This window comes from Vibrio sp. 14N.309.X.WAT.E.F5 (genome assembly GCF_030397615.1).
GTDB lineage: Bacteria > Pseudomonadota > Gammaproteobacteria > Enterobacterales > Vibrionaceae > Vibrio > Vibrio lentus.
On record NZ_JAPNXR010000009.1, the window covers coordinates 143,630 to 160,646 of the forward strand.

The 17,017-nt window shown below is 43.1% G+C and carries 15 protein-coding genes; 10 read left to right on the forward strand and 5 right to left on the reverse strand.

Going from position 1 to position 17,017, the window contains the following annotated elements:
* The first annotated feature begins 75 nt into the window (after window positions 1-75).
* Complete coding sequence (locus tag OW495_RS12305; RefSeq protein ID WP_065106098.1) at window positions 76-714, forward strand: TetR/AcrR family transcriptional regulator; 639 nt, start codon at window positions 76-78, stop codon at window positions 712-714.
* 200 nt (window positions 715-914) lie between these two features.
* Here the strand turns inward: OW495_RS12305 and OW495_RS12310 are convergent, their stop codons facing one another.
* The 5 genes from OW495_RS12310 to OW495_RS12330 form a co-directional block, all read right to left on the reverse strand.
* Window positions 915-2,066, reverse strand: a complete 1,152-nt coding sequence (locus OW495_RS12310) for a peptidoglycan DD-metalloendopeptidase family protein (RefSeq protein ID WP_102541696.1) — start codon at window positions 2,064-2,066, stop codon at window positions 915-917.
* A gap of 146 nt (window positions 2,067-2,212) precedes the next feature.
* Entirely contained in the window at window positions 2,213-3,034 is an 822-nt protein-coding gene (cysE, locus tag OW495_RS12315) for a serine O-acetyltransferase (protein ID WP_009847961.1), read from the reverse strand.
* Between the two features lie 183 nt (window positions 3,035-3,217).
* Window positions 3,218-4,282, reverse strand: coding sequence for an NAD(P)H-dependent glycerol-3-phosphate dehydrogenase (gpsA, locus tag OW495_RS12320; protein WP_289886771.1), 1,065 nt, complete (start codon window positions 4,280-4,282; stop codon window positions 3,218-3,220).
* 178 nt (window positions 4,283-4,460) lie between these two features.
* On the reverse strand, window positions 4,461-4,928 hold the full coding sequence (secB, locus tag OW495_RS12325) for a protein-export chaperone SecB (protein ID WP_061023745.1): 468 nt from the start codon (window positions 4,926-4,928) through the stop codon (window positions 4,461-4,463).
* Window positions 4,929-5,034: 106 nt separating this feature from the next.
* Window positions 5,035-5,469: a rhodanese-like domain-containing protein gene (locus tag OW495_RS12330; protein ID WP_016786319.1), complete on the reverse strand. Its 435-nt coding sequence runs from the start codon at window positions 5,467-5,469 to the stop codon at window positions 5,035-5,037.
* 261 nt (window positions 5,470-5,730) lie between these two features.
* Between OW495_RS12330 and OW495_RS12335 the strand changes: the two genes are divergently transcribed.
* The 9 genes from OW495_RS12335 (at window position 5,731) to rfbA (ending at window position 17,017) form a co-directional block, all read left to right on the forward strand.
* Complete coding sequence (locus tag OW495_RS12335) at window positions 5,731-5,976, forward strand: hypothetical protein (RefSeq protein WP_102541694.1); 246 nt, start codon at window positions 5,731-5,733, stop codon at window positions 5,974-5,976.
* Window positions 5,977-6,059: 83 nt separating this feature from the next.
* Window positions 6,060-6,767 (forward strand): YjbF family lipoprotein, encoded by a 708-nt coding sequence (locus OW495_RS12340; RefSeq protein ID WP_102541755.1) that lies wholly within the window; start codon window positions 6,060-6,062, stop codon window positions 6,765-6,767.
* A gap of 21 nt (window positions 6,768-6,788) precedes the next feature.
* Window positions 6,789-7,730 carry a capsule biosynthesis GfcC family protein gene (locus OW495_RS12345; RefSeq protein WP_102541693.1) on the forward strand — a complete coding sequence of 314 codons (942 nt, stop codon included), beginning with the start codon at window positions 6,789-6,791 and terminating at the stop codon, window positions 7,728-7,730.
* Complete coding sequence (locus OW495_RS12350) at window positions 7,730-10,012, forward strand: YjbH domain-containing protein (protein WP_102541692.1); 2,283 nt, start codon at window positions 7,730-7,732, stop codon at window positions 10,010-10,012. The genes OW495_RS12345 and OW495_RS12350 overlap by 1 nt, the downstream gene beginning before the upstream one ends.
* Window positions 10,013-10,723: 711 nt before the next feature.
* Window positions 10,724-11,860, forward strand: coding sequence for a polysaccharide export protein (locus tag OW495_RS12355; protein WP_102541691.1), 1,137 nt, complete (start codon window positions 10,724-10,726; stop codon window positions 11,858-11,860).
* 119 nt (window positions 11,861-11,979) lie between these two features.
* Window positions 11,980-12,420: a low molecular weight protein-tyrosine-phosphatase gene (locus OW495_RS12360; protein WP_102541690.1), complete on the forward strand. Its 441-nt coding sequence runs from the start codon at window positions 11,980-11,982 to the stop codon at window positions 12,418-12,420.
* A 126-nt stretch (window positions 12,421-12,546) separates the two neighbouring features.
* Entirely contained in the window at window positions 12,547-14,715 is a 2,169-nt protein-coding gene (locus OW495_RS12365; RefSeq protein ID WP_289886780.1) for a polysaccharide biosynthesis tyrosine autokinase, read from the forward strand.
* A gap of 338 nt (window positions 14,716-15,053) precedes the next feature.
* Complete coding sequence (gene rfbB, locus OW495_RS12370; RefSeq protein ID WP_289886781.1) at window positions 15,054-16,148, forward strand: dTDP-glucose 4,6-dehydratase; 1,095 nt, start codon at window positions 15,054-15,056, stop codon at window positions 16,146-16,148.
* Window positions 16,148-17,017 (forward strand): glucose-1-phosphate thymidylyltransferase RfbA, encoded by an 870-nt coding sequence (gene rfbA / locus OW495_RS12375; RefSeq protein WP_102541687.1) that lies wholly within the window; start codon window positions 16,148-16,150, stop codon window positions 17,015-17,017. The genes rfbB and rfbA overlap by 1 nt, the downstream gene beginning before the upstream one ends.

The window sequence follows — 17,017 nt, forward strand, 5'->3', positions numbered from 1 at the left end:
AGATGTTAACAGCTCGATCTATCTGTTTAGTGGCGATATACTGAACCACTAAACGGATAGGGATACTAATTACTAATGAAAACACGTGACAAGATTGTTTACGCTGCTCTAGAGCTTTTTAATGAGCATGGCGAGCGCAGTATTACGACCAATCATATTGCTGAGCATATCGAGATTAGCCCTGGTAACCTCTACTACCACTTCCGTAACAAACAAGAAATTGTCCGTGATATCTTCACTCTCTATTCAACAGAGTTGCTTGAAAGGTTCACGCCAATTCAAGGCCAACAAGAAAGCCTGACGCTACTAAAGACCTACTTAGATTCTATCTTCACACTGATGTGGAAGTACCGATTTTTCTATGCGAATCTGCCTGAAATATTGTCACGTGATGAAAAACTCCACCTTGATTACATGGCAGTACAAGAAAGATTACAAACCAACCTTGTCGATATCATGAGAGCCTTTGTTGAGTTGAACTTGCTCAAAGCAACGGATGCGGAAATGAAGTCGATGGTAACGTCGCTTCACTTGATCGCATCAGGCTGGTTAGCTTATCAGTCTGCGATGTCTCCAAAAGCTCAAATTACAGAGCAAGTGGTACATCAAGGTATGCTACAGATGATAGCTACTGTGAAGCCTATTGCGACTGCCCAAGGTTTTGAGCAACTGACATTACTGGAAGATGGTGTAAGGGCGTTGAATTCAAAGTAGAAATATACGAGTAATGAAGATCGGGAAAGAGCAGATTCGAGTAAACGAAAAGCAGGGTAGAGCGGCAACTAGGCTAGCGTTTTTCATGTCACGTTTTACTCTGACCTTGTGTCGGTTTTAAGCTTTTCGTTTTTAGGTGACTCGAACCCGGCGTCTCTTTAAGTTCTTCGCATCTCGATTACTCGAATCCCGAATCTTCTCTATCTAATCAACCAACTCTTCGGGTTCTGAGCTTGGCTGTTTCTACGAATTTCAAAGTACAGCGATGGCCGTGTTTGACCACCAGTGTCACCTGCAAGCGCGATGGCTTCACCCGCTTTAACTTTGTCACCTTCTTTCTTTAAAAGCGCTTGGTTAAAGCCATAGAGCGTCATGTCGCCTTTACCATGGTCAAGCAGTACTACTAAGCCATAACCACGTAGATACTCGGCAAATACCACCGTGCCTGAGTAAACTGATTTTACTTGCTGACCGTACTTGGCGTTGATCACCATGCCTTTCCAGTTAATTTGACCCGTTTGACGTGAACCGTAGTTATGTAGAACTTTATCTTTGATCGGCCAAGGTAGTTTGCCTTTGCGTTTAGCTAAACCATCCATAGGAACAGCGTTACGTCTTTCGCGAGCCGCTTTCTCCGCTTTCGCTATTTCAGCTTTAAGGCGAGTTTCATTTCGCTGAAGCTCTGCTAAGTAATTTTTGTCACCCGAGATGTTCTTTTTAATACTGCCAACGGTTTTTTTACGTTGTGTTTGGGTTTTGGCTAGCGTATCGCGCTTTGTTGTTTGCTGTTTTAACAGGGTCGCAATTTGTTCCTGCTCGAGTTGACGCTGTTTATGGCTCTCTTCTAATTCAAGTTGCGTCTGTTCAATCGTTTTAATTGTTGCGGAGCGAGCTTTGGCAAGGTGTTGGTAGTAGTGACTGATGCGATCTTCTTCAACACCAGTATTGAGAATGTGAGAAGAAGCTTTAGCTCGGCTTGTCATGTAGTAAGTCTGAATCAGTTGTTCTAATTTGTCGGTATGAACTTTTTTCTGAGCTGTAAGCGCTTTAATCTTGGTGTCTAAGTTGGCAATATTTGCATTAGCGGTATTGAGTTGCTTTTTACTGTCTAGAATCGCCTTTTCAAGCGAAACAATGGACAGCTCTTGTTTCTTGAGGTTTGCCTGTAGGTTGTCGAGTTTTTTCTGCTGTGAGGAAAGATTTTTTTGTTGGCGAGATATTTCGCTCGATACACCTTTCAGTTCGCCCTGAGAGGCGGCAAATGACGATGTCGATAAAAGAGCAACACAAAGGCTAGCAGATATCAGAAGAGTCCGGCTAATGGCTCGAATTTGTTTCATCATTATCGTCATTTGGTTGTATTCATCTGCTTTTAATTTTTCGAATTTCGCTGAATCGAATCCACATTTGCTTTTAAGCTCTTCGTATCTCGGTTACTCGCATCCCGAATCTGCTTTTAAGCTCTTCGCATCTCGATACTCGCATCCCGTATCTGCTCTTAAATTCCATCACCATGGATGAAATTTTGCGAGCGACCATTGAACCCTTGGTCCATGTCTAAAGATGGCTTGTCTGTTTTCGGTTTTCCGACAATTTTTGCAGGAACCCCAGCGACTGTTGTATGAGGTGGTACGGCTTGCAGAACCACAGAGCAAGAGCCAATCTTAGCACCTTCGCCAACTTCAATATTGCCGAGGATTTTAGCACCTGCACCAATCATCACGCCTTCGCGGATCTTAGGGTGACGATCGCCGCCTTCTTTACCCGTACCACCAAGAGTCACGTCTTGAAGGATAGATACATCATTTTCAACGACAGCGGTTTCACCAATCACAATGCCTGTCGCGTGGTCGAGCATGATAGCTTTACCGATACGAGCCGCCGGGTGAATATCAACTTGGCAAGCGACAGATATTTGGTTTTGTAGGTAAGTGGCAAGTGCAATACGACCTTGTTTCCACAGCCAGTTAGCCACTCGGTAGCCTTGTAGAGCATGGTAGCCTTTCAGATAAAGCAGAGGCATCGAGTACATCTCGACCGCAGGATCTCGATTTACCGTCGCGCAAATATCACAAGCGGCCGCATCGATAATAGATTGATCCTGCTTAAATGCTTGTTCAACCACTTCACGCACTGCCATTGCAGGCATTGAAGCCGTCTTTAGCTTGTTTGCTAGGATGTAGCTAAGGGCTGCGCCTAAACTTTCATGGTTGATGATCGTGGCATGATAAAAACTCGCAAGCATAGGCTCTTGCTCCGACTGCTGTCGAGCTTCCTTCACAATGCATTGCCAAACTTTTTGTTGTTCACAGTGTTTCATTTTACCATCCATTATTTTTAAGGGGCTGATACGAGTGAGCTTAGAAGAACAGATTAGAGTCGCGAGATGCGAGTAACGAAAAGCATATCCGTCGAACTTTGAATGTGCTCTTAATCTTTCGTATCTCGTTTATCCGAATCTCTCTACTGCTCTTGCGTTACCCATATCCCGTATCTGCTCTTATTATCTTTCTGACTTCTTGTCTCGAGCAAGTAGATCTTGTGCTGCTAAGTTTGCATCTTTCCCTTGATACAACACTTGATAAATTTGTTCAACAATTGGCATCTCAACACCCATGCGTTCTGATAATAACCAAACTTCTTTGGTGTTGCGATAACCTTCAACGACTTGGCCAATTTCTTCTTGTGCGGTATCTACATCTTTGCCTGCACCAAGCGCTAAACCAAAACGACGGTTGCGTGATTGGTTATCAGTACAGGTTAGTACTAGGTCGCCTAATCCAGCCATGCCCATGAAGGTTTCTGGCTGGGCACCAAGTGCTGCGCCCAAGCGACTCATCTCAGCCAAACCGCGAGTGATAAGCGCGGTACGTGCATTCGCACCAAAGCCAATACCATCCGACATGCCTGCGCCAATTGCGATAACATTCTTCACTGCGCCGCCAAGCTGCATACCAATGAAATCTGAGTTTGCGTACACGCGGAATGTTTTACCGCAGTGAATTTTTTCTTGAAGCTCTTCTAGGAAAACTTCATCAGGTGAAGCCACTGAAATTGCTGTTGGCATGCCCATCGCTAACTCTTTGGCGAAGGTAGGCCCTGATAGAACAGCTAGTGAGTAGCCATCACCAAGCACATCATGCGCGACATCTTTAAGTAAACGACCGGTTTCAGGCTCTAAGCCTTTGGTCGCCCAACAGATGCGAGAGTCTGAGGCTAAGTAAGGTTTAATGCTGTTAAGCACGACGCCGAATACGTGGCTCGGGACAACAAGCAAAAGGTCTCGGCTTGAAGTTATTGCTTTTTCTAAGTCAGATTCAATGATCAAACTTTCTGGGAATTCTATATTTGGTAGAAACTCGTTGTTCGCACGCTCTGATTCAAGGCGATTCATATGAACAGGGTCATGTCCCCAAAGAACAACATTGGCACCGTTACGCGCTAGAGATATCGCTAAAGATGTTCCATAAGAACCTGCGCCAATCACTGTCATAGTGATCTCTTTGCCGTAAGCGCTGTCTTTGCCGTAAGCGTCTGTCGTGTTCGTCGGGCGAGTTGTTTCTGTCATGCTTCCACCTAAAAATAATGAGGGAAATCGAAGAGTTCTGGAAAAGCTTTCCACTAAAATAGGAAGAGCTTTCAATCTTAGTACAGTGTAAATAAAAAATGCACATCGCAGAAGCTACGATGTGCATTTAAAAGCTAACTAGCGCTTGAAACGTTAGAGTTAAGTTCTACTTTGAGACTTAAGCCTGTTCGCCTTCAGTTTGTTGAGCTTGGTTCTGTAGGTAGTTCATGAACAAAGCATCGAAGTTTACTGGAGCTAGGTTCAGTTGTGGGAACGTACCTTTAACCACTAGGCTAGAAATTGTTTCACGAGCGTATGGGAACAGGATGTTCGGGCAGAATGCGCCTAGGCAATGAGCCAGTTGACCAGCTTCCATTTCGCTTGCAGAGAAGATACCACCTTGTTGAACTTCACAAAGGAATGCAGTGTCTTCTGCGTTCTTAACTGTAACCGTTAGACGTAGGATTACTTCGTAAACGCCTTCGCCAAGTTCACGGCTTTGAGTGTCCAGGTCCAGTTTTACATCTGGGTTCCACTCTTTTTGAAACATGTCTGGAGAGTTTGGCGCTTCGAAAGAGACGTCTTTTAGGAAGATACGTTGGATTGCGAAGTTTTGTTGTGCGTCTTGTTGTGCTGCTTCAGCCATTTTCTTGTCCTTAAAAATTTATAATTAGGTTTCGTTCGTCATATCAGCCGAACAAAACCTTAAAGTCATATTCGCGTAATCAGGTCAGCTTACTTTTTGCTTTGAACTACTTCTTACCTTTAACCAAAGGTAAGTTAGCTTCGCTCCAAGCCACTAAGCCGCTTTTCAGCACGCTTACGTTTTCGAAACCAGCTTTAACCAGTAGGTTAGCGCTTTCTTGAGCTGTTTGACCTGTCTTACATACTACGATGATTGGGTCGGCTTTGTGGCTTTCAAGGCTACCAAAGCTATTTGCTTTGATATCTGACGGCAAAATGTGAACTGCGTCAGTAATATGGCCCTTTTTGAACTCATCTTTAGTACGAATATCAACCACAACACCGTTTTCACGGTTAATCATGTGTGTGGTTTGTGCTGCCGTGATCTCTTTGTAAGCTGCGTTTGATGTCTTGATAACGTTCGCAATGATGGCAACAACCAAGCCGATCCATACGATGGCTAAAATCATATTCTCTTGAACAAATGGCACTAACTCTTGCATATCTTGAACTCTTATTCGTTATTGGGCGAAAAACTCTAGGTCGGAGTATAGCGAGAAAGGATAGGAGAATACAGAGGAAGGGTACTGTAGTGCAAAAAGCGTTATCTCAAGAAGGGGTTATAAGGTATTGCTTATGATTTACTCATTTACTTGATTGTGGTTATTATCTATGATGATCAATCAGTTGTTTAAGCTGAGCAACTGATTGAGGGTGTGAAAATCATCCTCTACATATAAACGTTTATATTAATGGAAATCATTATGAAAAAGATGGCTCTAGCAGCTGCATTAGCAGTTAGCTTCTCCGGTGCTGCATTTGCAGTTGAAACTACAGCGGCAGCGGGTGCTGGTTCAGGTAGTGGTACAGCAGCTGGTGCAGGTGCATCTGCAGCAGCAGCTGGCACAGCAACTACCGTAGCAGTAACCACCGCGGCAGTAGCGGCAGCGGCAGCAGTCGCGGTTGCTTCTAATGAAAGCGGTGCAACGACAGTGACAGCTCAAAAGTAATCAATCTTTGAGCTGAAAGGCCACTTTACATATATGTGTAAAGTGGCTTTTTTATGCCACCATCATACTTGGTTCTGATTTTCATGAATAAAACGATCTTACTACTCTTTACAGCTCTCTTATTAACGGCTTGTTCTCAAAAAGCCAAAGACGTTAATGCCACTTTTGATGAAGCCTTTTTTGGAAGCTCCGATGTTGGGCTGTCAAAGGAATATATTCAAGCCTTACCTTATTCCAGCATTTATGCGGAAGTAAACGATCAAGGTAAAATCTTTATGGTTTTGGCGTACGTCGGTGAAAACCCTCACACGGGCGCAGAGCAGTTAAAGTGGATGTCTTCTGACAAAGCGATGATCGTCACTGAAAATGGACGTATCGTACAAACGCTATTGCTTCCTTACGAAAACCTTTCAGGTTTGGCATTCCAACCGTTAAATACGTTCTCGTCTGCAAGCAGCTCGTCACCAGACTCTTCTTCTGCGTTTGATGTGTCAGCGAATCCGGGTGCCCAAAAGTGGCAAGCGGTGTACGACTGGCAACCTAACTATCGATTCGGCTATAAAGCAAATATCACCCGAACGTATGCAGGGAATGAAACGGTCGAAACACCGTTAGCGTCTATCGATACCAAGAAGTTCCAAGAAAAAATTAACTTCCCAATGTTAGAGCAAGACATAACCAACGAATATTGGGTCGACAGTAAAGGCAAAGTGGTCAAAACCATACAGTATTTAGGCCCTGATATGACAAGGCTTGAGTTAACCGTCCTTAAGCATTATCAAAGCAATTAACGAACAGGGTAATGAACTAAAATGATGAATTATATTGGTCACGCATCAAAAATGACGGGACGTCGGTTGCCAGTAGTGAGAGCTCTGTTAATGATGAGAAACTTGTTAGCTTTGAGCGCGCTGTTCTCTCTGTGCACTGTTAGCAACGCTTCAGCGGCATCTAACGTTGTTACGCCTTCGGTTAAGACAACGGTTGAGCTTCCCCTTCAAGGTGTAACGCTTGAGTATAAAGCTAACGTTAGATTACTTCAGGTATTAGACGACGCTAACGCTAGCTCTAACGAAAATGCTAGCGGCAGTATTGGTTACTTCCCCCTTTCGGCTCAACTGTTTGATAAAACCAATACTCAAGCTAATGAATCTAATAAAGCTACTGAAGCTAACCAAGTCAACAAAGCTAACAAAGATATCGAAACAAAAAAGCGCAATGTGCTGAACCAGCTTGAAGCTTTCGCAAGAGAAGAGCCAGAAGCAAACCTAGTGCGCCAACAATTAGCCTCTTTCCAATATCTCAATCGAATTTTTATTGAGTTAGACCGTAATGCGGTTATCTCTCAATCAGATAAGAATCCACTGCTTGTTTCAAGTTCTCATACTAACAAGCCGTCAGCCAGTCAAACTCAAGCCTTTTCTCTGTACTTGCCACAACGACCAATGTCCATTCAGTTGATGGGTGTAATGAAAAAGTCGGTAACAATGGATCTGATTGAGCATGGAACCTTGAATGATTATCTCGATGCATTGCCGAACGGCTTTATTGGTGAATCCGCAGATAAAAGCGTGACGTATGTTGTTCAGCCAGATGGCGTGGTGCAAACCATTCAATACGCTTACTGGAACGAACAGCCAGTTTATTTAGCACCTGGTGCCATCGTATTTATGGCGTTTTACTCTTTGCCATCGGAATACTCAACGTTGAACCAAGATATTGTCGATTTGCTACGTCATAAGGTTGACCTGTAATGCTGAAACAGAAATCATTCCCTCTATCGACAGTGTGCACAGCGGTTACCTGCGCTTTGTTAATAACCAACAGTGGCTTTGCATTTGCAGAAACAGCTCGTGCAGAAACAACCATTGATTCCGCTTCGATTCGAGCAGATAAATCATCATTCGACGACACAGAATACAGAACGTCGCAAATGAACTTTGGTGGTGTTGGCTTAATGCAAATGCCGACAGGCCGAATGGCACCAGAAGGCGAGTTTAACTTTAGTGCCTCGTTTAATAACGAATATTACTTTTATAACGTGAGCCTACAGGTGATGCCTTGGCTTGAAACCACCATTCGTTATACACAAGTACAAGATCTGCTTTATAGCGGAGGCGCAGACCAAGACTGCTCACAAAACTCATTCAGTGGTTGTACTAAATACACAGATAAAGGCATCGACTTTAAACTGCGTTTAATCGAAGAAGGGTACTACTTGCCGGAAGTGTCGGTAGGTGTGCGTGACTTCGGTGGTACAGGATTGTTTGATGGCGAATTTGTCGCGGCAACCAAGCGCTTTGGCCCTGTTGATTTTACCTTGGGCATGGCTTGGGGATACATGGGCACCAGTGGCAACTTCACTAACCCACTGTGTAAAGCCAGTGACAAGTATTGTGAACGCCCGTCTGACTATAAAGGTAATGGCGGCAGTGTCGATTTTGAGCGTTGGTTTAAAGGCGATGCTGCAATTTATGGCGGTTTTGAATACCAAACCCCTTATAAGCCGCTAACCTTGAAGCTTGAGTACGATGGCAACGATTACTCTCAAGATTTCCCAGTAGTACGTGGTGGTGTAGACATGACACAGCACACGCCATGGAACGTGGGTGCGGTGTACCGTTTCACTGATTGGGGCTCAGCGAAAGTGAGCTACGAGCGAGGTGATAGTCTGACTCTTGGCTTTGATCTCTCGACTAACTTCAATGAAATGTATTCTGTGTGGCGAGATACTGAAACCGCAGAATTGCGTCCAAGCGGTGTCGAGACGGTTGATGATATTGACATGGCAGCCCTCGCGGAAGAGCTTGAAACGATCGCTGGCTATGAACAAGCGCAAATCTTGGTCGACGATAACAGTATTGTGGTAAAGGGTACTCAGGTTAAGTACCGAGACAGAGACATCGCCCTTGAGCGAGGTGCGACCGTGATCGCCAACGCGGTGCCGAGTTACATCGATACCTACAAAATCATCGAAAACGATAAGTCATTGGAACTCACCGAGACAACGGTAAATGCACAAGCGTTCAAAGCGGCGGCGAACAACAGTTACCTCAACGCTCAAACCAGTGATGCAACCGATACTCACGAATTAGAGCGTAAGAAATCCGTTATTTATCATGATGGGCGTGAACGATTCGATGTGTCGATTTCACCAAACTTAGCTCAATCGTTCGGTTCGGCTGAAAACTTCTACTTATACAGTTTGGGCTTATACACCAATGCTTCGTTCTGGGCGTTAAACAATGTCGAACTGTCGGGTTCTCTTTACGTTAACTTAGTCGATAACTACGACAAGTTTAATTACGAAATTCCATCAGATGGCACTGACCAAACGCCAAGAGTAAGAACTTTGTTCCGTTCTTACGTTGACGATCCGGTTCGTTTAGATCGCTTACAACTGACTTGGTTTGAAGACTACGGCAGCGGTGTCTACACCCAAGCCTACGGCGGTTACCTAGAGAGCATGTTCGCGGGTGTGGGTGGAGAAATCCTGTATCGTCCATTCAACCAAAACTGGGCGATTGGCGCGGACATGACCGCGATCAGTCAACGAGACCCCGAGAGTTGGTTTGGTACGTTTGATCAAGAGATCCAAGTCAACCCAGATGACAGCAGCCGAACGTACAAAGTGATCGATAAAGGCACCACTGGCTTTATTACCGGTTACTACACCCCACAATGGGACTTCTTGAGCGATACCTTACTGAAAGTCGGCGTCGGTAAATTCCTGGCGGGTGATATCGGTACTCGTGTCGATTTCTCTAAGCAATTCAAGAGCGGCGTGATTGCCGGTGCGTTTGTCAGCTTAACCGACATGACAACCGAAGAGTACGGTGAAGGCAGCTACACCAAAGGCTTCTACGTGTCGATTCCGTTTGATCTCGTTACCGTGAAACCAAGCTCAAGCCGCGCTGGCTTCACCTGGTTACCGATCACGCGTGACGGCGGCCAAGTATTGAATAAGCAGTACAACTTGTTCGATCAAACCGATGCTCGCTCCCCTTGGTTCCAAAGACCGAGTAGTGTGAAATAGATATAGAGGCAGATACGGGTAACGAGTAATCGGGATGCGAAGAGCGAGGAAAAGAACAGTATTGAGATTCGAGTATCGAAGATCAGGGAAAAAGCAGTAAAGAGATTCGGGTAATCGAGTCTTGAAGAGCTTTAAAGCAGGTGAGAGTAATTAAGCCTGCGAAGAGCCTAGCTTTTGGTTCTCCCTCTTGAACGCCGTCCGTTTGTGATGGGTGAGTTCATCAAAAGGTGAGTTAGAGTCGGATGTTAATCTATGTGTTACCAACCGTTCCCAGTCTCCACTTGTGTTGGTATTTTCTACCAAGCAATAGCTGTGATAAAGGAGAGGAGCTAAAAGCATCCCGTCACGACTTTACCTGCTCTTAGCTCTTTAACCTTAAACCATTCAACTAGGTTGATAATAACCACAATTTGTGGATAATGCTTACGGATTAAACTAACCGTATGCAAGCACACTTTTTACTACATTTTAGACAGAAAACTCCTAATCAAATCCCATCCAGATAGGAGCAACATAACTACGCAGTGTGATGTCGCGGAATATCAAGGGGCGGTAGCGTTCCTATTTTATGTGAAATTGGAAGTGAGATCACTCTAATAGCCTTCCTTAACTCTATTAAACACTGCGTAGCTGATAAAATTATTTGTTCTAGCTTCTTTGGGGGATCCTTTGGGATACCACGACACATTCCGTTTCTATGACTTGGTTAACATGAAGATTAATAAAAATCGTCTCCTTTTAGCGCTCCTTCCTGCATTGCTTGCAGGGTGTACTACTCCAGGAACTCACCTTTCTACTGGCAACAAGAATGTGATTCAGCCTTCAGAGGAACAGCAAGAATCTGATATCTCTGATGTGGTTAACCTTTACCCACTGACAGCTCAATCAGTATCGAGTTACCGAAATGAATCTTTATCTGTTTCCCAAGCTAACCCGACGTTAGATGTTGATATTGCAAAGTATGAATATCAAGTGGGTGTCGGTGACATCTTAAACATTACGATCTGGGATCACCCAGAACTGACTATTCCGGCTGGCTCTTACCGTAGTAGTACCGAAGCGGGTAACTGGGTTCATGCTGATGGCACAATCTTCTACCCGTATATTGGTACCGTTGAAGTAGCTGGTAAAACCGTACGCGAAGTTCGTACTGATATTGCAAACCGCTTAGCTAAGTACATCGAAAGCCCCCAGGTTGATGTTAACGTCGCGGCTTTCCGCTCTAAGAAAACCTATATTACTGGTGAGGTCTCAAAACCTGGCCAGCAAGCCATCACCAATATACCATTAACTTTGTTGGATGCCGTGAACCGTTCAGGAGGTTTGTCTGAAGATGCCGACTGGCGTAACGTTTCGTTAACGCGCAATGGCGTAGAAGAAAACCTTTCTCTTTACGGCTTGATGCAACGTGGCGACCTAACTCAAAACCGCTTGCTGCAAGCAGGTGATATTGTTCACGTCCCTCGAAACGACAAGCAGAAAGTATTCGTGATGGGTGAAGTTAAGGAACCGAAACTCTTGAAGATTGACAGAGTGGGGATGAGCCTAACGGAAGCCCTGAGTAATGTCGGTGGTATTAATGAACTGACTGCTGATGCAACGGGTGTGTTTGTGATTCGTACTTCTGATAATAAATCAGAACGTATGGCGGATATCTACCAGCTCAACATAGAAGATGCTTCAGCTTTGGTGATTGGTACCGAGTTCGGCTTAAAACCTTATGATATTGTATACGTTACAGCAGCTCCTATCAGTCGTTGGAACCGTGTTGTAGGGCAGTTGCTACCAACCATTACCGGATTTAATAATTTAACCGAAGGTGCGTTACGTGTTCGTAATTGGCCTTAGGCTAAGATTGAACAGTAATCAGGTCGCACTTCACGTGTGGCCTGATTTTTTATTTTTAGAAGTGCATTCGGTTTATGAGTACGCTCAGCTTATAAGTCCATTACAGTCAGAAGTCAGTTATGTTTAATAAAATTTTAGTGGTCTGCGTTGGTAACATTTGTCGTTCCCCTACGGGAGAGCGAGTTTTACAAAACTTGCTTCCTAGTAAAGAAGTTGCCTCTGCCGGTATTGCTGCCGAGAAAAGTCGTTTAATCGGTAAACCTGCCAATGAAACCGCCATTTTAATTGCCGCAGAAAATGGGGTAGATGTTGAAAATCATCAGTCTCAACAAATTACGCCGCAACTTTGTGCCCAGTATGACTTGATCTTGGTGATGGAGAAAGGCCATTTAGAGGCGCTTACTCAAATATCACCGGAGGCTCGTGGTAAAACCATGCTATTTGGTCAGTGGATTGATCATAAAGACATTCCCGATCCTTACCGTCAAAGTCGTGAGGCGTTTGAACACGCTTATAAGTTGATTGACGAAGCGGCGCAAGCTTGGGCTAAGAAATTGTAGTTAATCTATAGATAAAATATCCAGTTAAGCTATGAGACATAGCGATTAATAGAATCATATAAGAGAGAAGCATATAAGCCGCATCTAACTTCTCTTCAAAATACTAGTTTAGGAAGTAGTAATCTGATGACAACACAACCATCTCAGCAATCACACGCAGATAACTCTGATGAGATAGATTTAGGGAAATTGATTGGTATCTTATTGGATGCTAAATGGCTGGTCATGCTCACCACATTTGCATTTGCTGTGTTTGGTATCGCGTTTGCTCTGCTTTCAACCCCAATATACAAAGCCGATGCGCTGATTCAAATTGAAGAGAAGAGCTCTGGCGGTATTTCATCAATGGTTGGTGACATGGGTGACATGTTCTCGCAAGAGTCTTCTGCGACGACAGAAGTGGAGATCATCAAATCTCGTATGATCTTAGGTGAAACGGTTGATAAATTCAATTTAACCACCGTAACGTCTCCTAATTATGCACCAATCGTCGGTAAAGGTTTTGCACGCTTAACCGGTGGCATCAACCACATTGTGGTGAGCCGTTTTATGTTACCAAGCTATGCAAATGAATATTCTCACACGATTCAGATTGTTGATTCCGAAAAAGGTACTTACCGATTAATTCGTGATGATAAACGTATTATTTTGCAAGGCAAAGTGGGTGAACTAGCAACTGCAGGCGAATACAGCTTGTTTGTGGCTGGTTTTGAATCGCATAACGATTTTGAATTCTTGATTAGCAAACGTAGCCGATTAGAAGCGATCGAATGGCTGAAGCAATCTTTGTCTTTATCTGAGCAAGGTAAGCAGACTGGGGTTCTGAAGTTGAGCTTTACTGGTGAAAATAAACAGCTGAATTCCGAAATATTGAACCACATTAGTCAGATTTATTTCTTACAAAATGTGAAACGAAATTCCGCGGAAGCTGAAAAGAGTCTCTCTTTCTTGGAAAAACACCTTCCGGGAATTAAATATGAGTTAACTGGTTATGAAGACACGCTGAACAACTACCGTCAAGAGAATGAATCGATAGATTTAGGGTTAGAAGCTCAGTCCACGTTAAAAGTTATGGTTGGTTTAGAAGCTCAGTTAAATGAATTGACTTTTAAAGAAAGTGAAGTTAGCCAAAAGTTTACGAAAGATCATCCTACATACCGAGCTTTACTAGACAAAAGAAGTGTCTTATTGAGTGAAAAAGAGCGTTTAAACAAGCAAGTGCAAAAACTACCTAAGACTCAACGTGAAGTGCTGCGTATGACTCGTGATGTAGAAGTAAACCAACAAATTTATATCCAGCTTTTAAACAAGGTTCAAGAGCTGAGTATTATTAAAGCTGGTACTGTAGGTAATGTTCGTATCTTAGATGACGCTCAATCTTATCCGCGAGCAGTAAAACCTAGCAAACCATTGATAGTGATATTAGCTACGGTACTGGGTGGCATGTTAAGTGTTGCGTTTGTGTTGATGAAAGCAGCGTTCCACCGTGGCGTTGAAAGTCCAGACCAAATTGAGCAAATTGGCTTGCCTGTTTACGCAGCAGTGCCAAAATCTGATTTACAAATTGAGCTAAGCAACCGCGTTAAATCGAAGAAACAACAAATTAAGGGGACTCAAACCCTGCTTGCTGAATCTAACCCAGCGGATCTTTCGGTTGAAGCGCTGCGTGGTCTGCGTACTAGCTTGCACTTTGCGATGCTCGAAGCGAAAAATAACATTTTGATGATTTCTGGCCCAGCACCGGGTATTGGTAAGTCCTTTATCTCAACAAATTTTGCCGCAGTAGCAGCTAAAACGGGCCAAAAGGTTCTACTTATTGACGCCGATATGCGTAAAGGTTATCTACACCAAAGTTTTGGTGTGGAGTGGGATAATGGCCTTTCTGATATATTGAGTCAAAAGCAAGAGTTTGCTCAATTCGTTAAAGCAACATCTGTCGAGAGCTTAGACATTATTACTCGCGGTCAAGTGCCACCAAATCCATCTGAATTACTAATGCATCCACGTTTTGCAGAGTTAATGGCATGGGCAACAAAAGAGTATGACTTGGTGATCGTTGATACTCCACCTGTACTCGCGGTAACCGACCCAAGTATTGTCGGCGCTTTTTCTGGTACAGTATTGATGGTTGCTCGTTACGGTCAAAATACTGTTAAAGAGATCGACGTGGCTCGTAGCCGTTTCAAACAGTCGGGCATTGCAGTGAAGGGGGTCATATTCAACGCCATCGAGAAGAAAGCATCAAGCTCTTATGGCTATTATAATTATGTTTATTCAACTAATCATAAAAGCTAATCTGCCTTTTGAGTTTGGAATACAATATCGTCTATCTATTTTTTGCTAAATTCTTACTGACGCCATTCTAAAACGTTTAGTGTAGATAAATCGCAGCCTGGTGAACTCTAGGTGAATTTGCTAGGGCTTATTACAATAAAGCGGGTACATAGTCCCTAGGGAAAAATAGCGAAAATTTGATAAGTTCCACATAAATAGAAATGTTCATCACACTATCACTACTCTGTTTTAATGTCGAAGTTGAGATTCTATCGTATTAAATATGTGTTGTGATTTTTTACCTAAAAATAATACACATCTTCACGTTCGTGATTATGTTCAAAAACACAGAGAAAACTATGAAAATTCTAGTTACTGGCGGTGCCGGTTTTATCGGCTCTGCAGTCATTCGTCATATAATCAAGAATACATCTAATAGAGTCATAAATGTTGATAGTCTTACGTATGCAGGTAACTTAGAGTCGCTTGCTGAAGTTGAATCAAATGCTCGTTATGTATTTGAAGCGGTTGATATTTGTAATCGCACGGAGCTTGACCGTATTTTTGCGCAGTATCAGCCTGATGCGGTGATGCATCTTGCCGCTGAATCGCATGTAGATCGTTCCATTGATGGTCCTGCTGCATTTGTCGAAACAAACATTGTTGGTACGTATACCTTATTAGAGGCGACTCGCACTTATTGGAATGAAATGTCTGAACGTGATAAGGCTGCGTTTCGTTTTCATCATATTTCTACCGATGAGGTATATGGTGACTTAGAAGGCACTGATGACCAATTTTCAGAAACAACGTCATATGAACCATCAAGTCCATATTCAGCATCAAAGGCATCGTCTGATCATTTGGTTCGTGCGTGGGGGCGTACTTATGGTTTACCTGCTTTAATCACCAACTGCTCAAATAATTATGGTCCTTTTCATTTTCCTGAAAAACTCATTCCGCTGATGATTTTGAACGCTTTGGCTGGTAAAGCATTACCTGTCTATGGAAATGGTCTGCAGGTACGAGATTGGTTGTTTGTCGAAGATCATGCGCGAGCTTTATATAAAGTACTGACTGAAGGGAAAGTCGGTGAAACTTATAATATTGGTGGACATAATGAGAAAGCAAATATTGAAGTAGTGCAAATCATTTGCCGATTGCTTGAAGAATTGGTACCAACTAAACCTAAAGGTGTGAATAAATACGCAGATTTAATTACTTATGTTACTGACCGTCCTGGGCATGATGTTCGTTATGCTATTGATGCATCAAAAATTCAACGCGAATTAGGTTGGAAGCCTGAAGAAACGTTTGAATCGGGTATTCGTAAGACTGTTCAGTGGTATCTAGATAATAAACAATGGTGGTCGCGCGTGTTAGATGGTTCATATATCGGTGAACGTTTGGGAGTATGCATACCTCCTGTTGTTACTAAACAAGGAGAAAAATAATGAAAGGTATTGTTCTTGCTGGTGGTTCAGGCACTCGTTTGTACCCATTAACTCGTGGTACATCAAAACAGATGTTGCCAGTTTATGATAAACCTATGATTTATTACCCAATATCCACTCTAATGTTAGCTGGTATACGCGATATTTTAATAATTACGACACCTGAAGATCAAGCCAGTTTCCAGCGTCTATTAGGTAATGGAAGTGAGTATGGTATTAACTTGCAATATGAGGTTCAAGCTACGCCTGATGGTTTAGCACAAGCGTTTATTATTGGAGAGGACTTTATTGGTAATGATTCAGTATGCTTGATTCTAGGAGACAATATATTTTATGGTCAATCATTCTCAAAAATTTTAAGGGATGCTTCTAAAATCGAAGTTGGCGCGACTGTTTTTGGTTATCAAGTAAAAGATCCCGAAAGGTTCGGTGTTGTTGAATTCGATCAGAATATGAGTGTCATTTCGATTGAAGAGAAACCAAAACGCCCGAAGTCAAATTATGCAGTAACTGGACTATATTTCTACGATAATCGTGTTATTGAAATGGCAAAAAAAATCAAACCCTCTGAGAGGGGGGAGTTGGAAATTACCACGCTGAACGAAATGTATTTAAATGATGACTCTCTAAATGTCGAATTATTAGGACGTGGTTTTGCTTGGTTAGATACAGGAACACACGATAGTCTCCATGAAGCTTCATCTTTTGTACAAACGATTGAAAATATTCAAGGGTTAAAGGTTGCTTGTTTAGAGGAGATTGCTTGGAGAAATGGGTGGTTAGAGAAAGAAGATTTGCTCAGAACATCTGAGTTGTTGAATAAAACAAATTACGGTGAGTACCTTAGAAAGTTGGCTCTTGAGGTTTAG